1 pseudogene is annotated in these 307 nt (G+C 60.8%); it reads left to right on the top strand.

The window, feature by feature from the left end:
* Positions 1–154 precede the first annotated feature (154 nt).
* Positions 155–283: pseudogene (locus ACQ4LH_RS22015) on the top strand (HisA/HisF-related TIM barrel protein); the annotation flags it as partial.
* Between the last annotated feature and the right edge of the window lie 24 nt (positions 284–307).

The raw sequence follows: 307 nt of genomic DNA on the forward strand, positions 1-307 counted from the left end.
GGCGTGCAGTTCGAGAACATCCGCGATGCCGGCGACCCGGTGGAAATCGCCCGCCGTTACGACGAGCAGGGCGCTGACGAGANCAAGCAAAAGCCGGCATACGAGATCGCTCAGTTCGTCTCGTGGGCTGGGAGATGTGTAAAAGAGACAGGGCGTGCAGTTCGAGAACATCCGCGATGCCGGCGACCCGGTGGAAATCGCCCGCCGTTACGACGAGCAGGGCGCTGACGAGATTACCTTTCTCGACATCACTGCCAGCGTCGATGGCCGCGACACTACGCTGCTGTCTCTTATACACATCTGACGC

It is taken from the genome of Pseudomonas peli (genome assembly GCF_050563605.1).
Classification (GTDB): Bacteria; Pseudomonadota; Gammaproteobacteria; order Pseudomonadales; family Pseudomonadaceae; genus Aquipseudomonas; species Aquipseudomonas peli_A.